The 18,207-nt window shown below is 68.7% G+C and carries 17 protein-coding genes and 1 pseudogene; 11 read left to right on the top strand and 7 right to left on the bottom strand.

From position 1 onward, the window contains the following. Nucleotides 1–35: 35 nt before the first annotated feature. Complete coding sequence (locus tag QSJ19_RS22850) at nt 36–527, bottom strand: alpha/beta fold hydrolase (RefSeq protein WP_286323294.1); 492 nt, start codon at nt 525–527, stop codon at nt 36–38. Between the two features lie 102 nt (nt 528–629). On the opposite strand from QSJ19_RS22850, the gene QSJ19_RS22845 reads away from it, so the two are divergent. Together QSJ19_RS22845 and QSJ19_RS22840 are read left to right on the top strand one after the other, a co-directional pair. Beyond that, nucleotides 630–1,757 carry a nitronate monooxygenase gene (locus QSJ19_RS22845; RefSeq protein ID WP_286323293.1) on the top strand — a complete coding sequence of 376 codons (1,128 nt, stop codon included), beginning with the start codon at nt 630–632 and terminating at the stop codon, nt 1,755–1,757. Nucleotides 1,758–1,858: 101 nt separating this feature from the next. Next, nucleotides 1,859–2,068: a hypothetical protein gene (locus tag QSJ19_RS22840; RefSeq protein WP_286323291.1), complete on the top strand. Its 210-nt coding sequence runs from the start codon at nt 1,859–1,861 to the stop codon at nt 2,066–2,068. A gap of 41 nt (nt 2,069–2,109) precedes the next feature. Here the strand turns inward: QSJ19_RS22840 and QSJ19_RS22835 are convergent, their stop codons facing one another. Together QSJ19_RS22835 and QSJ19_RS22830 are read right to left on the bottom strand one after the other, a co-directional pair. Continuing rightward, nucleotides 2,110–2,337 carry a hypothetical protein gene (locus QSJ19_RS22835; RefSeq protein ID WP_286323290.1) on the bottom strand — a complete coding sequence of 76 codons (228 nt, stop codon included), beginning with the start codon at nt 2,335–2,337 and terminating at the stop codon, nt 2,110–2,112. A gap of 569 nt (nt 2,338–2,906) precedes the next feature. Continuing rightward, nucleotides 2,907–3,701 (bottom strand): SHOCT domain-containing protein, encoded by a 795-nt coding sequence (locus QSJ19_RS22830; protein ID WP_286323289.1) that lies wholly within the window; start codon nt 3,699–3,701, stop codon nt 2,907–2,909. Nucleotides 3,702–3,796: 95 nt separating this feature from the next. On the opposite strand from QSJ19_RS22830, the gene QSJ19_RS22825 reads away from it, so the two are divergent. Next, entirely contained in the window at nt 3,797–5,506 is a 1,710-nt protein-coding gene (locus tag QSJ19_RS22825) for an FUSC family protein (RefSeq protein ID WP_286323288.1), read from the top strand. Between the two features lie 40 nt (nt 5,507–5,546). Further along, the gene (locus QSJ19_RS22820) at nt 5,547–7,043 is read left to right on the top strand and encodes an ANL family adenylate-forming protein (RefSeq protein WP_286323287.1); all 1,497 of its coding nucleotides are present in this window, start codon (nt 5,547–5,549) and stop codon (nt 7,041–7,043) included. Between the two features lie 24 nt (nt 7,044–7,067). Here the strand turns inward: QSJ19_RS22820 and QSJ19_RS22815 are convergent, their stop codons facing one another. Both QSJ19_RS22815 and QSJ19_RS22810 read right to left on the bottom strand, forming a co-directional pair. Next, nucleotides 7,068–7,820: a hypothetical protein gene (locus QSJ19_RS22815; RefSeq protein ID WP_286323286.1), complete on the bottom strand. Its 753-nt coding sequence runs from the start codon at nt 7,818–7,820 to the stop codon at nt 7,068–7,070. A 256-nt stretch (nt 7,821–8,076) separates the two neighbouring features. Then, a complete protein-coding gene (locus QSJ19_RS22810) occupies nt 8,077–8,238 on the bottom strand; it encodes a nitroreductase/quinone reductase family protein (RefSeq protein ID WP_286323285.1) in 162 nt (53 codons plus the stop codon). Between the two features lie 552 nt (nt 8,239–8,790). On the opposite strand from QSJ19_RS22810, the gene QSJ19_RS22805 reads away from it, so the two are divergent. Continuing rightward, the gene (locus QSJ19_RS22805; protein ID WP_286323284.1) at nt 8,791–9,426 is read left to right on the top strand and encodes a transglycosylase SLT domain-containing protein; all 636 of its coding nucleotides are present in this window, start codon (nt 8,791–8,793) and stop codon (nt 9,424–9,426) included. 28 nt (nt 9,427–9,454) lie between these two features. Here the strand turns inward: QSJ19_RS22805 and QSJ19_RS22800 are convergent, their stop codons facing one another. Both QSJ19_RS22800 and helR read right to left on the bottom strand, forming a co-directional pair. After that, nucleotides 9,455–10,084: an Rv1733c family protein gene (locus tag QSJ19_RS22800; RefSeq protein WP_286323283.1), complete on the bottom strand. Its 630-nt coding sequence runs from the start codon at nt 10,082–10,084 to the stop codon at nt 9,455–9,457. 61 nt (nt 10,085–10,145) lie between these two features. After that, complete coding sequence (gene helR, locus QSJ19_RS22795; protein ID WP_286323282.1) at nt 10,146–12,302, bottom strand: RNA polymerase recycling motor ATPase HelR; 2,157 nt, start codon at nt 12,300–12,302, stop codon at nt 10,146–10,148. 453 nt (nt 12,303–12,755) lie between these two features. Between helR and QSJ19_RS22790 the strand changes: the two genes are divergently transcribed. From QSJ19_RS22790 to QSJ19_RS22765, 6 genes and pseudogenes are all read left to right on the top strand, one after another. Then, a complete protein-coding gene (locus QSJ19_RS22790) occupies nt 12,756–12,911 on the top strand; it encodes a DUF6131 family protein (protein ID WP_286323281.1) in 156 nt (51 codons plus the stop codon). 55 nt (nt 12,912–12,966) lie between these two features. Next, entirely contained in the window at nt 12,967–13,950 is a 984-nt protein-coding gene (locus QSJ19_RS22785; RefSeq protein ID WP_286323280.1) for a polyprenyl synthetase family protein, read from the top strand. Further along, a pseudogene (locus QSJ19_RS22780) lies at nt 13,935–14,639 on the top strand (monooxygenase); the annotation flags it as partial. The gene QSJ19_RS22785 and the pseudogene QSJ19_RS22780, both read left to right, overlap by 16 nt. Continuing rightward, complete coding sequence (locus tag QSJ19_RS22775; protein WP_286323321.1) at nt 14,640–15,482, top strand: carotenoid biosynthesis protein; 843 nt, start codon at nt 14,640–14,642, stop codon at nt 15,480–15,482. It begins immediately after the preceding pseudogene. Then, the gene (locus tag QSJ19_RS22770) at nt 15,469–16,650 is read left to right on the top strand and encodes a glycosyltransferase family 2 protein (RefSeq protein ID WP_502876325.1); all 1,182 of its coding nucleotides are present in this window, start codon (nt 15,469–15,471) and stop codon (nt 16,648–16,650) included. The genes QSJ19_RS22775 and QSJ19_RS22770 overlap by 14 nt, the downstream gene beginning before the upstream one ends. Beyond that, entirely contained in the window at nt 16,647–18,134 is a 1,488-nt protein-coding gene (locus QSJ19_RS22765; protein WP_286323278.1) for a phytoene desaturase family protein, read from the top strand. Before QSJ19_RS22770 ends, QSJ19_RS22765 begins: the two co-directional genes overlap by 4 nt. Nucleotides 18,135–18,207 lie beyond the last annotated feature (73 nt).

The following is an 18,207-nucleotide window of genomic DNA, read 5'->3' as shown; positions in this document are numbered from 1 at the left end:
TCTGCGCCGGCAGGGGGCGGGGAGGTGAGGCGGCGCTACGGTTGGTCGAGGAAGTCCACCAACCACGGCAGCGTCCGCCGCAGAGTCGCCGGATCGCCGGCGCATGCCAACCGCTCGCCGAGGTAGTCACCGTGGTTCCCGGGCACGATGAGCACCCGCGCGTCCGGTGCGAGGTTCGCCATCTCGACGGTATGGGCCGGAAGGACGACGTCACGGTCGGCACTGACGAACAGGGTCGGGGTGTGCATGGCGGCGAGGTCACCGGCAGGCCAGTCGGTGAAGTCGCGCATCTGGGTGACATCGAGGTCGAAGAGCAGTTGCTGGTGGTGGGGGTCGTCCGGGTTGATCTCGCGGTCGGCGGCCAGATAGGGCTCCGGCATCTGTGAGATGTCGGCATCGTCGAAACCGTCCCAGAAGCCGTCGGGCATCCCGTCGCGCCGGTGCATCGTCGACGCGATGATCTGGCGGCGCACGAGATCGGGATGGCGCATCGCCAAGCGCATCGCGGTGCTACCGCCGTTGCTCATCGCGACGGAGGTGTCCGCCGGTGCGGGTTGCTCCCGGGGCGACGATCTAGTATCAAAATGAGAACACGTTCTACTTTGCCTGCCGGTGCCTAAGGAGTTCCCATGCACACCCCGATCTGCGACGATCTCGGCATCGAGTTCCCGATCTTCGCCTTCACACACTGCCGCGACGTCGTGGTCGCCGTCAGCAAGGCGGGTGGATTCGGTGTGCTCGGGGCGGTCGGGTTCACTCCCGAGCAGCTGGAGATCGAGCTCAACTGGATCGACGAGCACATCGGCGATCACCCCTACGGTGTCGACATCGTGATCCCCAACAAGTACGAGGGGATGGACAGCAACTCCTCCGGCGAGGAGCTCACCGCGATGCTCCAGTCGATGGTGCCGGCCGAGACACTCGACTTCGGGCGCAAACTCCTGCTCGACCACGGCGTCCCGCTCAACGAGAACGACGACAACTCGCTGCAGCTGCTCGGATGGACCGAGGCGACGGCGACCCCGCAGGTCGAGATCGCGCTGCAGCACCCGAAGGTCAAGCTGATCGCCAACGCTCTGGGCACCCCGCCCGTCGACATGATCGAGAAGATCCATGCGTCCGGTCGCAAGGTGGCGGCGCTGTGCGGGTCGCCGAAGCAGGCGCTCAAGCACGCCGAGGCCGACGTCGATATCATCGTCGCGCAGGGCGGAGAAGGCGGCGGCCACTGCGGCGAGGTCGGCTCGATCGTGTTGTGGCCGCAGGTCGTCAAGGCGGTGGCGCCGCGACCGGTGCTTGCCGCCGGCGGCATCGGCAGCGGTGAGCAGATCGCCGCCGCGCTGGCGCTCGGCACCCAGGGTGCCTGGACCGGCTCGCAGTGGCTGATGGTCGAGGAATCGGAGAACACGCCGATCCAGCAGGCCGCCTACATCAACGCGGGCAGCCGCGACACGGTCCGGAGCCGATCGTTCACCGGCAAACCGTGCCGGATGCTCCGCAACGACTGGACCGAGGCGTGGGAGAACCCGGACAATCCGGAACCGCTCGGAATGCCGTTGCAGTACATGGTGTCCGGGATGGCCGTCGCGGCCACCCACAAGCATCCGGACGAGAGCATCGACGTCGCGTTCAACCCTGTCGGCCAGGTGGTCGGGCAGTTCGAGAAGGTCGAGAAATCCTCCGCGGTCATCGAGCGGTGGGTGCAGGAGTACATCGACGCGACGACCACCCTGGAGAATCTGGCCAACGCCTCTGTCTGATCGATCTCGGGGTCTACGTGTCGGTCGAACGGTCGACGATCCGCCCGAATCGGTAATGAATGCGCGGGCTGATGCGACGTACATGCCAGGAGGTGATCGCCATGCTCGTCGCACTTGTCGCCGGTATCTGTCTCACGACGCTGCTGATCGCGCTGGCGGGACATGCACGCGTCGGCAGTCGGGAAGCCGACCTGCTCGTCTCCCACGCGTTCGATCAGGTCGGTGCGCCGGATCGCGACGCTGTGCGCCCCGGGGCTCCGCGCCACCCCGAGTTCGTCGAGTTCGCCGCGAAGCTCAAGACGATCGTCTGATCGAGTTCCGCATGGCTCGACCGCCGTATCGGCTCCGGCCGTCACGCGATCAGGAACCACACGAACCGTAGTCCGATGACCGTGAAACCCAGGACGGCGGTGGCGATCAGCCACCGCCGTGCCAGACGGTCGCGTGCGGCCGCATCGCGGTCGGAATGCGACCGCAGGTAGACGTAGGCCGCAGTGATGGCGCAGGCGGACGCAGCCACACCGAGCGCGATGATGACGATCAGCATCACCAGATTCGTCGTGCGGTCGAGTGCTTCCATGGCTGACCCACCACGGTACGTCGGTCGGCGCCGGTCCGCCTCACCGTAGTGCTGCCAGCACCTTCCGTGCGGTCGTGATGCCCGATTCGATCGCACCGTCGACGACGACGCCGACATCCGGGAGATGCATCGTCAGCGACTCGAGTTCCGTGCGCGCCCATGGCCATCTCGTCTCCTTCCTCCCGCCGGAGGGCCCAGCTGCCTACACCGCGATACGCGATGCGACGCTACGAGAGTGCACGGATGAGCCGTCCCAGCAACGCAGCATCTGCGAGTCCATCAGGAGTTCCGATCCGCGATTCACGCGGCGGCTACTCGATGACGCTTTGTCTGGCCCAGCCCCCACCTCGACGGACGGCCGACAAGTGCGGGAATGGATCGATCAGGCGCGGACCGTCGTCACGGCGCTCGAGTCATGAACGGTGCACAGACGCGTGACGGGCTCGACGACAAGGATGACGCGATCGCCTCGCTCACCGCACAGATCGAGACGCTCCAGGCGGAGTCCGAGATCCGGTGCCTCTCCAGCGCTTCTGGGGCGAGAAGACCGACCCGGCGCTGCTGCGCCGTCACAACCGCCCGAGCAGCTCCGCCTTCTTCGATGCGAACTCGTCGTCGGACAGGATCCCCCGCTGATGCAGACCGGCCAGGGATTCGATCGCCGCGACGATCGACGCTGCGTCGTCCGACGGTGCCGGTGTGCCCGGCGAGGACGACACAGGTGCGTCCGGTGCCGACGCCGGCGCCTGGTGGTGGATCTCCTGCGGCGCGGGAGCAGCGACGGGGGTCTCGGCGACTTGCCGGGCGCCGAGCTCGGACAGGGTCGACACGTCGAACGTGCCGAACTGACTGGTGAAGGTTACGGTCCCGGCGGCGCCGCCCTGTTGCTGTTGCACGCCGCCGATGTTGTGCTCACCCGTGTCGAAAACCCTTGTGACACCGTTGACCTGGATCGCCAGCCGTCGAGTGCCGGGGAAGACGGCGTACCGGGTGTCGTTCTGGCCGCCCGACGAGCTGGGGACGCCGAGATCGCCGGGCCACCAGTTGTTCGAGGTGAACCCTCCCGACGATCCCGTGGGCGCGGGTGGGAACACGGTGGTGGTCGCCAGCAGATTCGACAGCTCCCCGCACAGCGCGTCGACACGCGCCTTGAGCGCGTTGTCGAACATGTTGCCCACCATGGTCATGCCGCCGCGCATCCACTGGCCGGAGCCGCCGAGTTCCGGGATGGAGAACTGTGCCATCGTGCCGCCACCGTTGTTGACCGCGAGCAACATGGCGAGCACCGCATCGCGGGAGAGTCCGTGCCGTTGGGCGATGTCGGTGATGGCGCTCTCGGCGTCGGGAGTGACGGTTGCGTTCATGGTGGCGTCTTTCGTCGGCAGATGTCGGGTCGAGCCTACCGAAACACTGGTGCGTCGGGATGTGCCCGGCTCCGCATCATGAGACCGTGGGCGACATGCGTGACGTGGGCAGAGTGGTGATCACTGCCCTCCGGCCGGGGCCGCGTCCCTATGCGGTGGCCGCCGCCCTGCGAGCGCTCGTCGCCGCCGGCGTGATCGCCGTCGTGGGTGCCGTGGTGGGCGACCTCGCGGTCGTCGGGATCGCCTACCTGGCCGCGGCATGTTCGGTCGCCTTCGTCATCGGCGGCACGTACCGCAACCGGAGCATCGCCCTGTGCGCGCAGGGGGTGGGTGCGGCCGGCGGGATCCTCGTCGGCGCGACGCTGGACTCCGGCCCGACCACGATGATCGCCGTCGCCGCGATCGGTGGACTCGTCTCCGGTCTCGTCGGCGGCATCGGTCCGAATGCGCCGGCATTCGGGATGATGCTCAGCATCGGGATCGCCTTCGGGCAGTTCGGTGGGTCCGACCTGACCCCGTGGCGCCAGGCGGTCTGGTATGGCGTCGGGACGTTCGTCGTCGCGGCGGCCACGGTGTCCCCGTGGATCTTTCGGCGTGGCGCCATCGAACGTGCGGCGGCCGCGGATGTGCTCGACTCGGCCGCTGATCTCTGCGCCGCCGTGGGAACGGGCACCGAGCGCGCGGCCCGCGCACGGCTGACCACCGCCAGTGCCACCGCCCGACTCGCCCGCATGCCCGCACAGGTCCAGCAGGTCTCGTTCGCCGTCTCGGCGATCCACGCGGACGCCGCACGGGCGACGGGGCCGCGGGTCCCACCCGGGGCCGTCGACGCACTTCGGGCCGCCGCGCGGCAGACCTGCGCCGGCATGCCGATCGCTGTCGACACCAGCTGGGATGTGCAGACCGCCGCGCAGCGCGCCTTGGTGCGAGCGCTGCGCGGAGAGCTGGACCCCACCGACCCCCACGGACGCCTACAGGGCGCGCTCCGGACTCTTCGCACGCCGACCTCGTGGCTCAACGCGACCCGCCTGGCCGCCTGCCTGGGCGTCGCGACGGCGATCACGGCCGCCGCCCACGAGCCGGCGCACTCCTTCTGGTTGCCGCTGACCGTCGCGGTCATCGTGCGCCCGGAGTACGGCTCGGTCGTCGTCCGGACGATCAATCGGGTGGCCGGATCGGTGGTCGGTGCGCTCGTCGCGGCTGGTGTCCTGGCTCTGTGGCCGTCCGGTGTGCCGGTCGCCGCGGCCGCTGCCGTGTCGCTTGGATTCGCCGTGCTGACGGCACCGAAACTGTACGCGCTCAGTGTGATCGGCGTGACGTCGTCGGCGTTGCTGGCCGTCTCGATCGGACACGGCGACGCGGTGCTTCCGGTGATCAGGGTGATCGACACCCTGGCCGGGGCCGCCGTGGCGGTCGTCGTCGGCTACCTCCTCTGGCCGGGTGCGCGCCGGCTCCCGCAGCCCGCCCGTCTGACCGCGGCGTGTGCGGCGGCGCAGGGCTACCTGGAACAGGCGGTGTTGCCGCGCGTGCGACGCGAGCAGTGGACCCGGCGCCGTGACGACGCCTACCTGCTGGCCCATCAGGCCAAGGACGCCTGCCTGGCGGCGCTCGCGGAGCCGCCACCGGTACCCGCGGTCGCGCGGCGGGTGCTCCCGACCGCCGTCGAGCTCGAGGAGACGACGGACGCGATCACTGCGCTCGCCGTCTCCGCCGACGTCGGGGAGGACGTGACGGCCCGCGCCACCGCCATCGGACGCCGACTGGACACCATCCGACGGGCCGCCCACGCCGCCGACAGGGCCTGATCGGCGCCCCTGGGGCCGATGCCTCCGTAGAGTCTCGCCCGTGACCTTCCGTTCCTACGTCGACGACATCGTCGGCCTCCTCGACCGAGACACCGATCGCGTCGTGATGGAGGACGACCTCCGCACCTACACCGGTGGCGACTTCGCCGCGCTGATCCGGCAGCTCACCGCGGCACTGAGCGAGCACGGCGTCACACACCACGGTCAGTGCGTCGCCCTCGTCGCCCCGATCACCGCCACCGCCGTCGCGGCCCGCTACGCCGCCGCGCGGCTCGGTGCGTCGACCGTGTTCTGCCCGGACGCGGGGTCGCCGGAACGGTTGGCGATCTTCCTCTCCCGCATAGCGGCGACGACGCTCATCGTCTTCCCGGACACCGCGCGGGCCGCAGCTGTCTGCGGAGACCTGCGCGTGCTCGCCGTCGGGGAGGTGGACGGGATTCCGGACCTGTTCGACGCCGACGGCCCGGTGGACGACGACGCCGACGACCGGGACGACGGTGTGACGGTCGCCGCTGACGACGTCTGTGCCCTGGTCGCCACGGGCGGGACGACCGGGATCTCAAAGGCCAGTGTCCGCACGTTCGACGAGTACCGACGGCTCGTCGATCTCGGTCCGACGCCAGGGCGTCGCCAGCTGGTGTGCACGCCGTTGGCCTACATCGCCCAGACCATGGTCGACACCGTGCTGCTCGGCGGCGGAACCGCCGTCCTGCGCGCCGTCTTCACCCCGGACGTCGTGATCGATGCGATGGAACACGCCGCGATCACGCACGTCGCACTGGTCGAACCGCTCGTCGTCGAGCTCGTCGACAGCGATCGGTTGCCGACCGCCGATCTGTCCTCGGTCCAGGCGATCAGCCACGTCGGTGCCGACGCCGCTCCCGCACTGCGGGCGCGGATGGTCGATCGGATCGGCCGGTCGATCCTCGTCAATCCTTACGGAGCAAGCGAATTCGGTGTCGTCAGCGCACTTGCCGGTACCGACTACACGGCGACCTCGCCGCACCTCGCGTCGTCCGGACGTCCCCTGCCGGTCGCCGAGGTCGTCATCGTGGCCAACGACGACTCACCCTGCGCGGCAGGCGTGGTCGGGCGGATCCGGGTCCGCACGCGCGCGCAGGCCCATGGCTACAGCGTCGCGCCATCCACATCGGGCTTCGGCGCCGACGGCTGGTTCACCACCGGCGACGCCGGATTCCTCGACGAGAGTGGCTATCTCACCATCCGCGGCCGCACCGCCGACCGGCGCGAGATCGACGGCGAGGCATTCTTCCCCGTCGACGTGCAGCAGGCGTTGTGCGCACATGGTTCGGTGCGGTACGCCGTCGCCGTGCCCGCCCCCGACGACGCGCCGGCTGCGTTCGGGGCAGCGGTGATCGCGATGCCCGGATCGGATCTCACCGTCGCACAACTCGTCGAGTTCCTGACCGAGACCGCGCCGTCCGTCGCCGAGACACCGATGGTCGTCGTCGACTCGATGCCCATGACCGAGCAGGGCAAGCCGAACCGCGCGACAATCGGTGCTCTGCTCTTCTGAGAATCGCCGTCAGAGGGTCCCGGGTCAGAGTGGAGATGCGCTGCGCCAACCCGGAATCGGCTCCATGGCCGGCCAGGGCTGGAGCCCTGCCGACGGTGCTCGACGAGGCACCTCGGCCGGGATCGCGGACGCGCAGGCGCGCTCGTCGGCGGTCGTCTGCGGATAGACGGCGGCGAAGTCGTAGCGGGTGGCGAACCAGTCGCCGAACACGTCGCCACCGGGCGTGCGGGCCGTGCCCTGGGTGTTGGTCGGCGGCACGATTCCGCCACGGCGGAAATCGATCTCGACGGGCCGTGGCGCATCAACCCGTGACTGCCATCGGCCGTCGACCTTGATGGAGCGATATCCGAAGCGGCACAGTACGACTCGAGTCAAGTCGGCGTTGTCGACCCGACGGAGACCGGTGAAGAATGCGGTTCCGACACCGGGGTGCGCCGCGGACTCCTCCGGGGCGTAGGCCTCGATCATCTGGCCGATGTTCGACGGTGAGGCATCGACGAACCCGCGGTAGCCCCAGTCGACCGAGCGTCCCGCGTTGGCGAGTTCGAAGGACTCGACGAAGGCGCGGATGAACGTGCCCTCATTGCCCGAGACGTCGAAGACCGGGCTCGGTATCCACCGGAACGTCACGTCGAAGGCTGCGGGAACATGGTCGGTCGGTGCGGGTGACGACGGAGCCGGCGAAGTGTCCGTGGTGGTCTGACATGCGCTGAGGGCGAGCGCGCTGAGGGCCGCCGCGGCGATCGCGGCGAGTCCGTGGCGACGCCTCTGTCCCAACGGTGGTCCCTTCGACGGCCCCCCGGCTGTCGGCTTGACTGCAGGATAGGCGCGGCGATGGTGGGAGCGCTGCCACGCGATGCATCGGATCGGCCTAGAAAAGGCAACGAATGCGACACGCTGACCGGAATCCGGCTGGTCAGATGCCGCCCATCGCGGACACGTACCTCAGACGGTCGTCGCCCCGACCAGACGTTCGTTGCGTGAATTACCCTCAGCATCAAGAGATGTCGAGATACGGGCGCTATGGCGCCGGTCAGCTTCGCTCGAGGACCACCACGGGAATGCTGCGCGTCGTCTTCTTCTGATGCTCGTCGTAGTCCGGCCACACCTCGGTCATCGTTGACCACATCGCCGGCGTCTCGTCGTCGGTGGCGACGCGGGCGCGAACCGGGAATCGATCACCCTTGATCTGCACCTCGGCATTCGGTTCTCGGACCCATTCCAGTGGTAGCCCTCCTCGCCATCCGTCTCGAGGTAGCGCTCGGCGTGCGGATCTCCGTGCAACTCATCGACTGAAGCGATGAAACCGCGATGTCAAAACTGTGCGGCCGGCGCGGCCGGTGATCATTTTGTGATTGTTGGGGCGCCAGTCAAGTGACCGGATGGTCCAATCGTGTGAGACACGTCACGGGCGGGTGACTTCGAAAAGCTGCAGTTCAGAGCAATTTGGCGGACGTTACGTCGCGGTGAATCGGTGCTGTGAGCGCGCTGTGCGCGATGTCCGTATTGGACATTTCTCAGGAACGTATATCAATCTGTTATCTGGCACCGAGTGCAGTTGCGGTTCGCGCAGACCGATGACGATCCGGGTTCGCCTTGCGCGGGGACGAGAGCGTCCTCCTCACAAGTTCATCTGCCAGCACGTCCATCCACAGCGATGACACCACGGTACCGGGAGCGCTACGCGCCTCGACGGGTGTCTGCTGTCGGCCGCCTCCGGCCGCACACACGTATCAGGAATCTCGTCATGTCTGTTGTTTCGAAACCGCTCCGCCGTGCCCGCATCCGGTCCAGATCGCGCAGCTTCTACGCCGCCGGCGCAGCGACGCTGTCGATCGCCGCGGCGGTCACCGCCGCATCGGCCGGTGTGACCGAGCCGGCGCACGCGGAGCGGCCCGTTGCCACCGCTCACACGGAGAAGGCGGACAACCCCGCGGCCGACAGCGCCAACCCGGCAGCCTTCGCCTCGGCGAGCCCCAAGCCGACGCCTGCGCCCGCACCCGTGAAGGTGCAGCCGGTCGCCAAGCCGGTCATCCCCGTCCCGCCGCCCGCGCCGGTGTACCCGGACAACCTCGACGGGTGGATTCGTGAGTCGCTCGACATCCTGAAGGACAAGAACATTCCGGCGAGCTACGACGGCATCTACCGCAACATCATGCGCGAGTCGACTGGCAACCCGCAGGCCATCAACCTCTACGACTCGAACGCCGCCGCCGGCATTCCGTCGAAGGGACTGCTGCAGGTCATCGACCCGACCTTCGCCGCGTACCACGTCGAGGGCACCAAGTTCGACGTCTGGGATCCCGTCGCGAACATCGTCGCCGCCTGCAACTACGCGGCGCACACCTACGGCTCGATGGACAACGTGAGTTCGGCGTACTGATCGGCGCCACCCGTATAGAAGGGGCGGGTCACCAGTGCCGGTGCGAATGTCCGTCGTCGCTGCCCGTCAGATCGGCGAGTGCACTGTCCCATCCGCGGCGCCGACGACGGTCGAGCAGGGCGCGCACGCCCATGACCGCGACAGCGCTGAGCGCCAGGACCGCCAGATAGAAGGCGGCGGCGGTCATGATCGCGCCCGAGGCGGCATCGGCGGGGGTGAGCGGCTTGCGCGTGGCCTGACCGCGCTGATCGACCCACATGGTGAACTGATCCCCGGCGTTGAGCGCCGTGTCGTCGACGTTGACCGTCCCGCGGCGGGGTACCGCGTTGTAGGACCACCGTGCAGTGACGAGCGCGCCGTTCTGGCCCTCGGAGAGGATGACGCTCGCGTCGTCGACGGCCGTCGCCTCGACGGCGTGGACGGTGCGGGCCTGCTCGGCGATCGCCGCGGTCCGCGCCGTGTGGACCCCGCCCTCGACCCAGACCGCGAGCGGGATCGCCAGGACCGCGATCACAGCGGCCATGCAGATCGCCAGGGCCTCCACGCGATCGCTGGGGCGGATGACAGGATTGCGGCTGATCAGCTTGGTGATCGGCCAACGCCGTGGACTCAGCACGGATGACCTCGTCACCCGGTCCGGATTGGTTGCACCACGCACCTATCCATGGTGCACCCGCACCTTCCCGCCTGCCAGTTCCTCATCCGGCCAGGGACGAATCTCACACCGTGTCGGACAACACGACCAGCTCTCGTGTCGTTCTCGTCATCGCGACATAGCGGTCGACGGCGCCGTCGATCCCGGCACCGAAGTCGTCGGGTTCGACCAGGACGACCAGGTCGAACTCGAGTCCCTTTGCATGGGTCGGGGACAGCGAGCGGACCCGCGGACGCTCGACAAAGGACGGGTCACCGATCACGCAGGCCGTGCCCTCGTCGTTGTCGGCGAGCCAGCGACCGACGATCGCGTCGCGTTCCGCGGAACGTCCACGGCGCACGGGCAGGCCGCTGGTCCGGATCGAGGTGGGGACATTCGCGTCGGGCAGCGCCGCCCGGATCACGGGCGCCGCCACGGCCATCACCTCCTCGGGGGTCCGGTAGTTCACCGACAGTGATGCCATGCTGACCCGGGTGATGCCCACCCGCGACAGCCGCGACGCCCACGTCTCGGTGAAGCCGCGGCGCGCCTGGGCTCGATCGCCGACGATCGTGAAACTGCGCGACGGACACCGCGACAGCAACATCTGCCAGTCGGCATCGGTCAGTTCCTGCGCCTCATCGACGATGATGTGGGCGAACGGACCCGCGAGGGCATCCGGCTCCTCGCCCGGTGCCGCCGTCTGGTCGACGAGGCTGTTGCGCAGATCCTGCCCACGCAACATCGACATCACGCCTTCGCCGTCGTCGTGGACGTTCGAGTCCAGCAGATCGCCGACGACATCATCCATCCGTGCCCGCTCCGCGGACAGCGTCGCGGCCCGCCGTCGCCGGCGACTCGACGCGTCGGGATCGCCGATACGCTGCCGCGCCGCGTCGAGCAGCGGCAGATCGGACTCGGTCCAGGCATACGGCTCCGGACGCTGCAGCGTGCGCACGTCGTCGGCGCTCATGCCCGGAACACACATTCGCAGGAAGGCGGGCACCGACCACAGATCCGCGACGATGTCGGTGGGTTCCAGCAGCGGCCAGGCCAGGGTGAAGGCGCGCGCCAGGTCGTTGTTCTCCGACAGCGCGCGGCCTACCTCGGTCAGTGGGACCTCGGCGTCCAGCTTGTCCGCCACTCTCGCGACGAGTGCCGCCCACACCACGTCGCGCCCGTCGTTGTGCGACGTCCCGGCCTCGGGTGCGTCGAAGGCCTCGGCCCAGTCGGCGGGGCGCAGCGTCACATCGGCCCACGGGGTCTCCACGACGAATGACTCTGTCGGCGGCTCCTCGTAGAACCGGACGGCGGGTTCGATTGCCCCGACCATCGTCGCCGACGACTTCACGCGTGCGACCGCGTCGTCGGATTCGGTTGTCGCCGTATCGCCTTCGGGTAGTAGATCGCGCAGCGTGCACGTTCGGACGCCCTCCTCGCCCAGACTGGGCAGCACGTCGGCGACATAGCCGAGGTAGGGCTCGTGCGGCCCGACGACGAGCACTCCGCCACGATTGCCCGCCAGACGCGGATCGGCGTAGAGCAGGTATGCCGCGCGGTGCAGGGCGACGACGGTCTTGCCGGTGCCCGGGCCGCCGTCGACGACGAGGGCGCCCCGCGAGCCGGCACGGATGATCGCGTCCTGATCGGCGGCGATGGTGCCCAGGACATCACGCATCCGCGGCGATCGGCCGGCGGGCAGGCCGGCGATGAACGCCGAGTCGTCGTCGAGGGCGAGATCGTCGGTGTCGACGCCCGGGGTGAGCGCCTCGTCCCAATAGTCGGTGATCCGCCCGTACGACCACCGGTAGCGCCGACGACTCGCCACTCCCATCGGGTCGGCGTGGGTCGCGGCGAAGAACGGTTCCGCGGCCGGGGTGCGCCAGTCGATGAGCAGTTGCCGTCCGTTCCGGTCGGTCAGGCCGACCCGACCGATGTAGACGGGTTCGGTTCCGTCGGCGGGGACGAATCGTCCCAGGCACAGATCGACGCTGAACCGTCGCAGGGTCCGCAACCGGGCGTTGGTCTGGTGGATCTCGAGATCTCGCTCGACGGCCTCCTTCCCGTGGCCACCCCGCGCCTTCTGTAGCGCGTCGAGACGGTCGGTCAGATCAGCGATCGACGTCTGCAGGGACGTCGTGATGGCGGCGAAGCGGTCGTCGTCGGCGGCGATGAGACGTGGGTCGACCTTTGCCGAGCGGCTCTCGGTGAGGTGAAAAGCACTCCGGGTGCTCTTGTCCATGCAGGCGGCTCCGTGGGTGGTGGACGACATGGATGGGTAAGAGATTGTGCGCGTTGAGATCTCAGTACTCCGATGTAGTGGGTGGACTCATCGCGGGAGTGCGTCTGCGGGTCGCATCGGTGCGATGAGGACACCATTGTGCAGTCGGACCGGGGCCTTGCGGCAAGGCCCCCACCTCGGGATATCCTGAAAGGGGAGCGGGGGGCTTGTTGTGTACGCGGTTGTGTTCGCGATGCGCGCCCCGGAAATGTGCCCTCAGGGCGGTTCTTCGGGCGGCGCCGGCGACGTCGCGTGCCCGGCTCTGGCCAGCGCGAAGGGACAGTGGCATCGGTCCGTCCCACTCTCGATACCGGATCGGTATCGTTCGAACGCCACATGTGCAGCCGCGGTCGGCGTACGGTGAAAATACTTGCAGCAGCGCGAGTCTGATAGCCCGATCAATGGAGGCTCATCGTGATCATTCTTGGCATCGTCTTGCTCGTGTTGGGATTCATCTTCAGTGTCCCGATCTTGTGGACCATCGGCATCATCCTGGTCGTCGTCGGCGCGATCCTGGCGGTTCTTGGCGCGACGGGTCGTGCCGTCGGAGGCCGCGCGCACTATTACTGATGTGGGTGGTCCTGGGTGACCCATCCGGGCCGCCGGCGGCTCCGAAATACTTCGCGTGCCACCTTCGGAAGCCACGCACACGAGTCACGCCCGCCCGCACCGTGACCACATCGCCAACGATGTCGCGATCGTCGAGGACGCGGTGCGTGAGCATGTCGCCGGACACAGCCGGGTCCTTCGGGCGGTAGATCCTGATCTGACCCCGGTCACCGAACTGCTGGGCGAGATGGCCCGGGGAGGGAAACGCATTCGCGCGGCCTTCTGCATGATCGGGGCGCGCGGCGCGTCGGGCGGTGAGTTGCCACCGGGATCGGGCGAGGCAGCTGCCGCCATCGAGCTGTTCCATCTCGCGGCCCTCATCCACGACGACGTGATGGATCACAGCGACCGTCGGCGTGGCCGTCCCACCGCACATCGCCATTTCGCCGGGCATCATCGGGGTCGACGATGGGCGGGCGACGCCGATGCGTACGGGGAAGCGGTCGCGGTCCTCGCCGGTGACCTGTGCCTGACCTGGTCGGACGACCTGATCGACCTCGCTGTCGCCGATCGCGATCTCCCCACTCGACGCGCGGGTCGTGCCATGTGGAGCCAGATGCGGGACGAGACGATCGCCGGCCAGTACCTCGACATCCTCGGGCAGGCGCAACGGACGCTGTCGTCCCGGCGGGCAGGTCAGGTCATGCGTTTCAAGAGCGCCAGATACACGATCGGGCATCCGCTCCGCCTCGGCGGAGTGCTCGGTGGCGCCTCCGAGGAGCTCCTACGGGGATACGACCGCATCGGACTCTCCGCGGGCGAGGCGTTTCAGCTACGCGACGACGTCCTGGGCGTGTTCGGCGATCCGGACCTGACCGACGACGGACTGCTCGCCGTCTGCGCCGTCCTGCGCGACACCGGTGCCGCCGACGACGTCGAGCAGCGGATCGCGCACCTGACGGCCGAGGCGCTCGATGTCGTCGACGGCCTCGGCGCCGACCACGAAACCACAGCGGGTCTCCGCGATCTGGTCGAGCGCTGCGCATGGCGGCGCCGGTGAACGAGGGACCGTTCGTCGAGCTTCGGATCTGGGGTGTCGATCATGTTCCGGCGGCCCTCGCCCGCGTGCCGCTCACCCGCCGTCGGCTACGGAACTCGCCCGGGCTCACCTTCGCCAAGACGATGGGCACGGGATCGGCCCGCACGTTCACGCCACGTGACGCCGACCTGCACCACTGGGCGTTGCTCACGGTCTGGGACACCGCGGTGTCCGCTGAGGACGCTGCGGCGGCCGCCGCCATGCGGTCCTGGGATCTCATGGCCACCGAGCAACTTCGAGTTACGATGCGCCCGATCGCGTCCCGCGGTCGGTGGTCGCGTCGTGAGCCCTTCGGGGCGTTGCCTGCGCGCGACGACGGCACATGGTCGGGTCCGGTCGCCGCCGTCACGCGCGCCCGGTTGCGGCCCACGCGGGCGATGTCGTTCTGGCGTGCGGTACCGCCCGTCGTCGGCGAGCTGTCCCGGGCGGACGGCCTACGTCTGGCGCTCGGCATCGGTGAGGCCCCGATCGGACTGCAGGGCACGTTCTCCGTGTGGGGTTCGAGCAGCGACCTCGCCGGATTCGCCTATCGTTCACCAGAACACCTCGACGCAGCCCGGCGCACCGAGCCCGCGAGATGGTATGCGGAGGAGCTGTTCACCCGGCTCGCCGTCCTCGACATCAGCGGGACCTACGACGGGCGGAACCCCATGAGTCCCTTCGCCATTCGAGCCCGGACGCCCGTGCCGGCCCGCGCCACGTCGAGGGCTCACCCGGTGAATCGGTCCCTGTTAACGGCGGCCTGGATCCTCGTCGCCGCCGGCGTCGTCGCGCAGATCGCGTTCCCCTACACCGACGGCGGCAACCTCGTCCTGACTGTGGCGAGCGTGGCCTTCTTCGCGGCGGCCGTGACCCTGGACCTGGCGAGCATGCGCGGCGCCCGCGCTGTCGCCGCAGTGCTGATCGTCGCCGGTGGCGGAGGCCTCGTCGCCGAATCCGTCGGCGTCCACACCGGTTTCCCGTTCGGGAGCTACGACTACACCGGAACCCTGGGCGCCGAGGTCCTCGATGTGCCGGTCGTCGTCCCGTTCGCCTGGATCACGATGGCCTGGCCGGCGCTCGCGGCGGCGAGGCGGCTGACCGGGCCGGGACGCCGGTGGGTGACAGCGGTCGTCGGCGCGTATGCGCTGACCGCGTGGGATGTGTTCCTCGATCCCCAGATGGTCGATCAGGGCTACTGGCGATGGCATGATCCCGAACCCGCACTGCCGGGTGTCGACGGCATACCGTTGACCAATGTCGCCGGGTGGCTGCTTGTCTCGTTCCTGATGATCGCCACTCTCGATCGGTTGATCGACAAGCGCGCACTCGATGCCCTGCCGATCGCGATCTACCTGTGGACGTATGTGTCGTCGGTGATCGCGCACGCGCTGTTCTTCGGGCGTCCGCCGGTCGCCCTGGTCGGTGGGATGATCATGGGGCTCGTGGCGATCCCGTTGATCGTCGTCCTGGCACGGGGTCGGAAGGGGGACAGGCAGCATGCGGATCAGTGAATCCTGTGGTTCCCCTGAGTCGTTCGGGGGCGCACAAAGACTCGCCACGGCGTGGTCCTGGGCCGTGCGTTCGGGGACGGCGGTCGCCGTCGGGTCGCTGGTGCAGACCCTGCACAATGCGTACGTCCTGCGGCGTCCGACGCGGGGACCGTCACCGAGGCCGGAACCGCTGACCGTGCTGATCCCGATGCGTGACGAGATCGACAACGTCACCGATTGCCTGAACTCGGCGCTGGCCGCTCTGGATCGGTGGCCGGGGCCGGCCCGCATCGTCGTCCTCGACGACGAGTCGTCGGACGGGACGTCGAAACTGCTCCGCCAGATCGGAAGCGCGGAGGGCCGGATCGAGATCCTCGCCGGCGATCCACCGCCGAGCGGATGGCACGGCAAACCGTGGGCCTGTCACCAGATGTCGCGGGTGGCCGCCGACGACGGCGTGATGATCTTCCTCGACGCGGACGTCCGCGTCGAGCCGGATGCGTTCACCGCGTCGGTCGCGCTGCTCCGCGAGACCGGACTCGATCTCGTGAGTCCGTATCCGCGGCAGGTCACGCGTGGCCTGGTCGAACGCCTCGTTCAGCCGCTGCTGCAGTGGTCGTGGATGAGCACCCTCCCGCTGCGCGTGGCCGAACGATCTGCGCGGCCGTCGATGTCGGCGGCCAACGGTCAGTTCCTCGTCGTCGACACCTCCGCCTACCGGCGTGCCGGCGGTCATGAGGCGGTCCGCTCGGAGATCCTGGAGGACATCGCGATCCTGCGGGCGTTCAAGCGTTCCGGGGCGCGGGGAGTCGTCGTCGAGGGGAGTGCGATCGCGACCTGCACGATGTACGTCGGATGGCGTGAGGTCCGGGACGGTTACCGGAAGTCGCTCTGGTCGGCGTTCGGCTCTCTGCCCGGAACCGTCGCGGTCACCACGCTCCTTCATCTCGCCTACGTGCTCCCACCGATCGCGATGGTCATGGGATCGCGCGTCGGACTCGTCGGCTACCTGGCCGCGGTGTCGTCGAGGATGATCACTGCGCGCACCACCGGTGGTCGGCCGTGGCCCGACCCGGTCGTGCATCCCCTGTCGATCCTCGCCTTCACCGCTCTGACCGCCGATTCCGTTGTCGCGCGACGTTCCGGGACCCTGACGTGGCGAGGGCGGGCGCTCGGGGACAACCGTTGAGCCGCATCATCGTCGTCGGCGCCGGAGTCGGCGGCCTGTCCGCGGCGCTTCGGTTGCAGGCGCTGGGTCATCGGGTGACCGTGCTCGAACAATCCGCCGATCTCGGCGGCAAACTCGGTGTCGTCGAGCGCGACGGATTCCGCTTCGACACCGGACCGTCGTTGGTGACCATGCCGCACGTGCTCGCGGACCTGTTCTCCGCCGCCGGTGCCGATCTCGACGACGTTCTCCCGCTCAGCCGGCTCGACATCGCCGCGCGGTATCGCTTCCCGGACGGTACCCGGCTGGATCTGCCGGGCGAGTTGTCGGCGATCCCGGATGCGCTCGACGCCACGCTCGGCACCGGGGCGGGTGCACAGTGGGCGGGGTTTACTCAACGGGCGCAATCGATCTGGGATCTCACCAACGAGGTGTTCCTCGAGTCGCCGCTGGGTGTGCGAGACATGCTGCGCCGGACACGCCCGGCAGATATCGCGACGATCGCACCGTGGCGGTCGCTGCGCGGTCTCGGTCGCACCTACCTGACGGATCCGAGACTGCAGATGCTGCTCGACCGGTACGCGACCTACACCGGCTCCGATCCGCGGCGCGCCCCGGCGGCCCTCGCCTCGGTGCCGTGGGCCGAACAGGCCTGGGGTTCATGGTATGTGCCGGGTGGGCTCGGTCGGATCGCGACCGCGATCCATGATCGGCTCGTCGTCCTCGGCGGCGAGGTGCACACCGAGTGCGAGGTCACCGAACTCGTCGTCGACAGCAACGATCGTGTCGTCGGCGTCCGTGATGCCGACGGTGTCACGCGGAATGCGGATGTCATCGTCGCGAATGCGGATGCCGCCGAGGTGTACGGCCGCCTCCTGCAGACCTGGACTGCGCGGCGCATGGCTTCGCGGATCCGCCGATCGACGCCGTCGCTGTCGGGGTTCGTCCTGCTGCTGGGGCTCGACGATCCACCGAAGGACCAATCGCACCATCACATCCTGTTCGCCGAGGACTACGACGCCGAGTTCGACGGCGTCTTCGGTCGCCGGGGTCGCACCCGCCCGGTCCCACGTCCGACGGTCTACATCTCCGCGCCCGACGACCCGCAGATCGTGCCGGGTCCGAGCACCGGATCGTGGTTCGTGCTCGTGAACGCCGCGCGACACGACCCGCGCACCGGTGTCGACTGGGATACCCCCGGGTTGGCCTCGTCGTATGCCGATCAGGTGCTGTCGGTGATGGCCGACCGCGGGCTCGACATCCGTGATCACATCCGGCACCGGACGGTGCTCACCCCGGCAGACCTCGAGTGCCGCACCATGACTCCCGGCGGATCGATCTACGGGTCGTCGTCGAACGGGGCCTGCGCGGCGTTTCTGCGTCCGGCGAACGCGTCGCCGGTCCCGGGTCTCTATCTCGTCGGCGGATCAGCGCATCCGGGTGGCGGACTCCCGCTGGTCATGTTGTCGGCGAAGATCGTCGCCGGCCTCATCGGCCCCGCCTGATCTCTCCCTCCGGCGTATCCGATCCCGATCGGCGAGATCCTGGGCACAGTCAGCGAATTCGAGGGCACGATCG

It is taken from the genome of Gordonia sp. ABSL11-1 (assembly GCF_030315685.1).
In the GTDB taxonomy this organism is placed as follows: domain Bacteria; phylum Actinomycetota; class Actinomycetes; order Mycobacteriales; family Mycobacteriaceae; genus Gordonia.
Note: the sequence above shows the minus strand (reverse complement) of the source record. Positions and strands in the feature narration are given on the sequence as shown.

Bases quoted from the DNA above. Each gene is read 5' to 3' on its own strand.
- QSJ19_RS22835 (WP_286323290.1), bottom strand. From the start codon at position 2,337: ATGGAAGCACTCGACCGCACGACGAATCTGGTGATGCTGATCGTCATC.
- QSJ19_RS22775 (WP_286323321.1), top strand. From the start codon at position 14,640: ATGAGTCCCTTCGCCATTCGAGCCCGGACGCCCGTGCCGGCCCGCGCC.
- QSJ19_RS22850 (WP_286323294.1), bottom strand. From the start codon at position 527: ATGAGCAACGGCGGTAGCACCGCGATGCGCTTGGCGATGCGCCATCCC.
- QSJ19_RS22805 (WP_286323284.1), top strand. From the start codon at position 8,791: ATGTCTGTTGTTTCGAAACCGCTCCGCCGTGCCCGCATCCGGTCCAGA.
- QSJ19_RS22830 (WP_286323289.1), bottom strand. From the start codon at position 3,701: ATGAACGCAACCGTCACTCCCGACGCCGAGAGCGCCATCACCGACATC.
- QSJ19_RS22825 (WP_286323288.1), top strand. From the start codon at position 3,797: ATGCGTGACGTGGGCAGAGTGGTGATCACTGCCCTCCGGCCGGGGCCG.
- QSJ19_RS22770 (WP_502876325.1), top strand. From the start codon at position 15,469: ATGCGGATCAGTGAATCCTGTGGTTCCCCTGAGTCGTTCGGGGGCGCA.
- helR (WP_286323282.1), bottom strand. From the start codon at position 12,302: ATGGACAAGAGCACCCGGAGTGCTTTTCACCTCACCGAGAGCCGCTCG.
- QSJ19_RS22845 (WP_286323293.1), top strand. From the start codon at position 630: ATGCACACCCCGATCTGCGACGATCTCGGCATCGAGTTCCCGATCTTC.
- QSJ19_RS22840 (WP_286323291.1), top strand. From the start codon at position 1,859: ATGCTCGTCGCACTTGTCGCCGGTATCTGTCTCACGACGCTGCTGATC.